The 6,093-nt window shown below is 68.2% G+C and carries 7 protein-coding genes; 1 reads left to right on the top strand and 6 read right to left on the bottom strand.

What is annotated here, in order from left to right; translation table 11 throughout:
• From N5D91_RS24120 to oleC, 3 genes are all read right to left on the bottom strand, one after another.
• A partial coding sequence (locus tag N5D91_RS24120; protein ID WP_049429804.1) for a DUF1328 domain-containing protein occupies positions 1–152 on the bottom strand: 152 nt, incomplete at its 3' end.
• An 82-nt stretch (positions 153–234) separates the two neighbouring features.
• Positions 235–1,227: a 2-alkyl-3-oxoalkanoate reductase gene (gene oleD / locus N5D91_RS24115; RefSeq protein WP_071228788.1), complete on the bottom strand. Its 993-nt coding sequence runs from the start codon at positions 1,225–1,227 to the stop codon at positions 235–237.
• A complete protein-coding gene (gene oleC, locus N5D91_RS24110; RefSeq protein WP_180854565.1) occupies positions 1,224–2,882 on the bottom strand; it encodes an olefin beta-lactone synthetase in 1,659 nt (552 codons plus the stop codon). The genes oleD and oleC overlap by 4 nt, the downstream gene beginning before the upstream one ends.
• A 104-nt stretch (positions 2,883–2,986) precedes the next feature.
• Here oleC and N5D91_RS24105 point away from each other — a divergent pair, with 104 nt between their 5' ends.
• Positions 2,987–3,412 carry a YkgJ family cysteine cluster protein gene (locus tag N5D91_RS24105; protein ID WP_097048174.1) on the top strand — a complete coding sequence of 142 codons (426 nt, stop codon included), beginning with the start codon at positions 2,987–2,989 and terminating at the stop codon, positions 3,410–3,412.
• 88 nt (positions 3,413–3,500) lie between these two features.
• Here N5D91_RS24105 and N5D91_RS24100 read toward each other — a convergent pair whose 3' ends face one another.
• From N5D91_RS24100 to N5D91_RS24090, 3 genes are all read right to left on the bottom strand, one after another.
• Entirely contained in the window at positions 3,501–4,391 is an 891-nt protein-coding gene (locus N5D91_RS24100) for an alpha/beta fold hydrolase (protein WP_180854566.1), read from the bottom strand.
• A 140-nt stretch (positions 4,392–4,531) separates the two neighbouring features.
• Positions 4,532–5,548: a 3-oxoacyl-ACP synthase III gene (locus tag N5D91_RS24095; protein ID WP_014035559.1), complete on the bottom strand. Its 1,017-nt coding sequence runs from the start codon at positions 5,546–5,548 to the stop codon at positions 4,532–4,534.
• 103 nt (positions 5,549–5,651) lie between these two features.
• Positions 5,652–5,969: a DUF4156 domain-containing protein gene (locus N5D91_RS24090; protein ID WP_005407628.1), complete on the bottom strand. Its 318-nt coding sequence runs from the start codon at positions 5,967–5,969 to the stop codon at positions 5,652–5,654.
• Between the last annotated feature and the right edge of the window lie 124 nt (positions 5,970–6,093).

Below are 6,093 nucleotides of genomic sequence, written 5' to 3'. Positions count from 1 at the left end.
CCGCGCTTGCGGAACATCGAGATCACCGCCAGCACCAGGAAGATCACGAACAGGATCCAGGCGATGTTGCTGGCGGCACCGGCGATGCCGGAAAAGCCGAGCACGGCGGCGATGATGGCGATGACGAAAAAGATGACGGCGTAATGCAGCATGGCGCTCCTCGCAGATGTCCGGGCCGTTGGATGGCGTGGGTCCATCCTCCCGATCTGGCGGTGTGCAGCCAGTGATGGCGATCTATGCAGCAGATGAAGCCTTCAGCCTGCGCAGTCCTTCTTCGATGCTGACCTGCGGCACGTAGCCGAAGTCACGGCGCGCCGGCTCCATGCTGTACCAGTGCGGCGTGCACAGCTGCTCGGCCAGGAAGCGGGTCAGCGGCGGCTCGCCACGCAGGCGCAGCAGCGGCCACAGCCGCTCGCAGACCGCACCGATGCGATAGGCGGTCTTGAAGCTGATCGCCTTGTCCACCGTCGGTGCACCAACGGCGGCCAGCAGCTTGTTGACCAGCTCGCGCATCGGCAGTGGTTCGCCGTTGGAAATGAAGTAGGCCTTGCCCGCACACGCGGCGCCCGGCGCCAATGCTTCGAAAGCGAGGAAGTGCGCGAGCGCGGCATTGTCGATGTAGGTGGTATCCACCTTGTTGTTGCCATCACCCACCAGACGCAGGCGGCCCTGCCGCGCACGCTCGGCCAGCCTCGGCACCAGCTGTTGGTCGCCCGGGCCCCAGATCAGGCGCGGGCGCAGCGCCACCGTCGCCAGCGAGGCATCGTTGGCGGCCAGCACGCGCTGTTCGGCGATCGCCTTGGTGGCCGCATACGGCGCCTGGAAGTCCTCGCCGTACGGCACGTCGTCGGCACCGAGGCCTTCCACCGGATGGGTAGCGCGGTGGGTCACGCTGGGCGTGGAGGTGTAGACCAAGCGACTGATGCCGTGCGCGCGGCAGGCCGCGAGGACGTTGTCGGTACCGACCACGTTGGCCTGGTGGTAGCTGTCATAGCTGCCCCAGGCGCCGGCCTTGGCGCCGTTGTGGAATACCGCATCGACGCCGGCCACTGCATGCAGCACCGCCTGCGCATCGGCCAGATCGCCACGGATCTGGCCCACGCCCATGGCCTGCAGTTCCGGATAGTGGCTGCGGTTGAACGCCAGCACCTGGTGGCCACGTTCGACCAGCCCGCGGCACAGCGCCTGGCCAAGGAAACCACCACCACCGGTGACCAGGATCTTCATGCGCGCTTCTCCAGTTCGGCGCTGGCCCAGACGGCGAGCTTCTCGCGGCCGATCTTGGCGTTGTGACGGATATCGACGGGGAACGCGGGATGCATCAGTACGTGCTGCAGGTTCGCCTCGGGCAATCGCAGGGTGGCCTGGGCGCGCAGCGCCTCGCGCAACGCCGGACTGTCGCTCTGGCCACGCTGCAGTTCCACGCACAGCACCGGCACCTGCGCACCCGCCGGGCCAACGCCAACCAGTGCCGTGCGCGCCACGCCGGGCACGGTGTTGAACACCGGCTCGACCTGTTCGGTGTACAACGGCCCCTGCGCGGTTTCCACGCGATGGGTCTTGCGACCGCAGAACCACAGGCGGCCCTGCGCGTCGAAGTAACCCACGTCACCCATGCGATGCACCACGCGCGTGCTGCCATCGGCCAGCGTCTCGCGGATCTTCGCCGCCGCGGTGGCCTGCGGACGGTTGAAGTAACTGTCGGTGGCGGTCGGTCCCGCCACGGTGATCTCGCCCACCTCGCCGGTGGCCAGCACACGCGCCTGCGACCAGTCAGCCAACGGTGCGTCATCGATGGCGATGATGCGCACCTCGTTCGGCGCCACCACGCTGCCCACGCAGGTCCCGGCGCCGGCCTCGGTGGCCGCGCGGGTACGCTCCAGCTCGCGTCCCTCCACCACCGCCACCGGCAGGCATTCGGTGGCGCCGTACGGGGTCCAGAACTGCGCATCGGCGGGCAGCAGGCTGCGGATGGTGGCGACCACATCCGGCGGCACGGGGGCGCCGGCCGAGGTCACCCGGGTCACCGTCGGCAACGGCCGGCCGTGACGGGCCAGCACCCGCATCAGCGCAGGCGAGCCAAACAGTTGGGTCACGCCGAAGCGCTGGATGGCGTCATGCAGGCGTGCCGGGTCGGCCTGTGCCGGCCGGGTCGGGTCCATGTCCGGGATCACCGAGGTCAGGCCCAGCGCCGGGTCGAACAAGGCAAACGGCGGGAAGGTCGGCAGGTCCACCCCGCCCGCTTCCATGCCGAAGGCGCTGCCCAGCAGCTGGATCTGGCCGACGAAGTGGCGGTGGCGGTAGACCACGCCCTTGGGCACGCCGGTGGAGCCGCTGGTGAACAGGATCGCGGCCATGTCCTCGCCATCGGTGGCGGCCAGCATCGCCCCCCCGTTGGCGCCGGCGCGCTCCAGCGCAGCCAGGGTGGTCCCGCCCCAGCCGAGGCGGCGGCCGACGGTAACCAGGCGGGTCGCCGAGGGCGCCCAGCGCAGCACCAACCGCGCCACGTGCGCCAGCGGAATGCCAATGAAGGCCTCCGGCTGCGCCTCGTCCAGGCACTGCTTCAGTGCGCGCTTGTCGATGCCCGGGTCGACCAGCACCGGCACCGCACCCAGTTTGAACAGGGCAAACATCAACAGGAAGAACTCCGGCGACGGCCGCACCATCACCACCGTGCGCACCCCGCGGCCGATCCCGTAGCCGGCCAGGCCAGCCGCCATGGCGTCGCTGCGGGCGTCCAGCTGGCGGTAATCCAGGGTCAAGTCGTAGGCGGCCATGCCGTTGCCGGCGCCACGGCGGCCCGGGCAGCGGATGGCGATCTGGTCGGGTCGTTCACGCGCCAGTTCAGGCAAACGGGCGGCAATGTTGCAGGGTCGGTTCATCCGTTCATTGTCGCCGCTTACGGAATTTCTTGCGCGGCGGCCCACTTCGTGGAAAATCCGCACCTTCGTTCCTGATTCCGACTGCCGCCCGAGGCGGCTTGCCCATGCAACATCCCTGCATGACCTGCGGCGCCTGCTGCACCCAATACCGCGTGGCCTTCCACTGGATGGAATCGGACGAGGTCACCCCCGGCGGCGTACCGCACCAGCTGACCGAGGTGCTGGACCCGCATCGCCTGTGCATGCGCGGCACCCACTCCAAGCCGGTGCGCTGCGTGGCGCTGGATGCGCAGATCGGCGTGTACTCACGCTGCACCATCCACCCCAACCGGCCCAGTGTGTGCCGTGAGGTGGATGCGTCGTGGGAGTACGGCAAGGCCAGCCCGCAGTGCGACAAGGCGCGCATCGCCTACGGCCTGGATCCGCTGACCCTGGCCGACTGGCGCTGGCGCGACGCGGCCGACAACGACGACGACCATCCAGACGACAACGGCAACAGCCCGTCGCCGCAGGCACCGGTCGCGGCGTAGGGGTAGCGCCGGCCGCTGGCCGGCAACCTCATGAACCCGGCGCGCATTGCGCGCTTGCCGGCCAGCGGCCGGCACTACCGGGATCCGATCAGAGCGGGTTGGCGTCCAGGAACGCGCGGATTTCCGGCACCAGCACTTCGTGCTTGTCTTCCAGCACGTAGTGGCCGGCGTCCTCGAAGGCATGCACCTGGGCCTGCGGTAGCGCGGCCTGGAAGCCCTTCAGGAAGTGGTGGTCGAACACGAAGTCGCGCAGGCCCCAACCGAGGAAGGCCGGGCGGTCGGCGAACGACGGCAGCGCCTTGCCGGCCCGCTCCAGCAGCGACCAGGCCTTGTCGGCCGGCGACAGCGGGATGTCCTGCATGAAACGGATGGTGCTGATGCGGTTGGCGTAGCTGTTGTATGGCGACACGTAGGCGCGGCGCACGTCGGCCGGCATCTTGCGCTCCACGCCCAGCCACGAGGCGCCGGACGAGAACGCGTTGAAGGTGCGGATGATCCACTCGCCGATCTTCCAGTGGCGGCCCAGCGCGATCTGCCACGGCATCGTCTTTGCCGCCGGCATCGGGAACGCGGCGGTGTTGAGCACCACCAGGCGCTTCACCTGGTCGTGGTGCGACAGCGCCCAGCCGAAGCCGATCATGCCGCCCCAGTCGTGCACAGCCAGCGTCACCGGGCCGGTGATGCCCAGGTGCTTCAACAGCGCGTCGAGATCGTCCACGCGCGACTGCAGGGTGTATTCGTAGCGGCTATCGTCCGGCTTGTCCGACAGGCCCATGCCGATGTGGTCCGGCACGATGCAGCGGTACGTGTCCGACAGGCCGGCCACCAGCGTGCGCCAGTAATAGCTCCACGACGGGTTGCCGTGCACCATCACCACCACGTCGCCATCGCGCGGGCCTTCGTCGAGATAGTTCATCGACAGGCCGGGGCGGACCTCGAAGCGCTGCGGGTGGGCGGGGTAACCGGGAAGATCGCGCATGCGGAGCACCTAAGGAGAGTCGCGGCGCAATGTAGAGCCGAGCCGATGCTCGGCTGCTCTCCGGTCCGCTGCGGAAGAGCCGCGCTGCGCGCGTGAGCCGAACATGGCTCGGCTCTACAGGAGGTCGGGCAGCGGGCTGCTTACCAGACCACTTCAGCCATCGAGCAGTTCAGGCCCGAGCCGATGCCGAGCAGCGCGATGCGATCGCCCTTCTTCAGCTTGCCCAGCTGCTTGAGCTTGCTCAGTACGATCGGCACCGAGGCCGGGCCGATGTTGCCGTGCTCACCGAAGATGGTCATGACCTTCTTCGGGTCGATGCCGAAGTTCTTGATGAACGCAGCGGTGTGCGGCTGGCTGACCTGGTGGATCACGAACTGGTCCAGCTCTTCCACGGCCCAGCCCAAGGCGATCTTGGCGGCGGTGAAGGTCTTCTGGGCCAGCTTGATGCCTTCGATCAGCAGCAGGCGGGTATCGGTGACCATGCGGTCCAGGTTGCCCAGGCACAGCTGGTTCCACTCGGTGGCCGAGCGGGTCACGCCGCCCTTGTAGCGCGGTGCGTCCGGCACCAGCTCCGAGCGCGCCATCACCATCGCGGCGGCACCCGAACCGGTGGTCAGGGCAGCCAGCTCGTTGCGGAAATCGTCAGCGGTGACGTCCGGGGCGGTCATGCGCTCCAGGGTCTTCTCGTACACCAGGTTGGCGGTCTCGCCATCCACCACCAGCGCGTAGTCGATGTCGCCGCGCTCGATCATGCGCGCCGCGATATCCATGCCGTTGATGAAGGCCAGGCAGGCATTGGCGACGTCGAAGGTCATGCACTCGTCGCTGACGCCGAGGTTGCCCGACACGATGGAGGCCGTGGACGGCTCCAGGTAGTCGCGGCTGACCGAGGTGTTGACCAGCAGGCCGACCTGCGTCGCATCGATGCCCGCGTCTTCCAGCGCCTTGCGGCCGGCCATGGTGGCGGCATCGGACGCAAGCACGCCGTTGTCCCACAGGCGGCGGGCATGGATGCCGGCGATATCGCCGAGCACGTCGGTGCGGATACCGAGGCGATCCAACGTCGGCTGCAGCCGCTCGTTGATTTCCTTGGTCGTCAGCGTGTGCGGCGCATCAACGTGTGCCAGGCCGGCGATCGAGACATTCTTGAAGAGCATCGAGGTTAGCGCCAAGGCTCAGGCAAAAGGGGGCGCTATTCTATAACCCCCGGGGCCTTCACCGCATCTTTACGAATTCAGGCTTGGCCGTATGGTGAAGCGTTCAGCGCGGCGGGCACTGGAAAGCGGCGAAGCGCTGGCTGCCATCGGCGGGCGCGGCGGCGGCCTGTACGGCGTTGGCGCCGGCGCTCGGGGCCTCGTTGCGGGCCAGGGTTTCCAGCTCTTCCTGCACACGCAGCGGGTTGCGGTTGTAGAAGCCGACCTTGCTCTTCACGGTGACCACCACCTCGCCCTTGGCGATGCAGCCGGCCGGAACCGGACCTGCCGGCAGTACGCGGGTCGCCTTGCCGGCCGGTTCGATCGGCACCCAGGTACAGGCGGTGACGGTGAGCAGCAGGGAGGAAAGCAGCAGAACGCGCATGGGCAGATCCTGGAAGGGTATGGGGGGATTCTGCCTGAACAGCCTGAATCGGGGGTAGCCGGTGGGGGTCGGATCCCCCGCAGGGGGCTCTGACCCCGCCTTCGGGTCACGGAGTTGCCGGCCA

The organism is Stenotrophomonas sp. GD03794 (assembly GCF_029842145.1).
In the GTDB taxonomy this organism is placed as follows: Bacteria; Pseudomonadota; Gammaproteobacteria; order Xanthomonadales; family Xanthomonadaceae; genus Stenotrophomonas; species Stenotrophomonas riyadhensis.
Note: the sequence above shows the minus strand (reverse complement) of the source record. Positions and strands in the feature narration are given on the sequence as shown.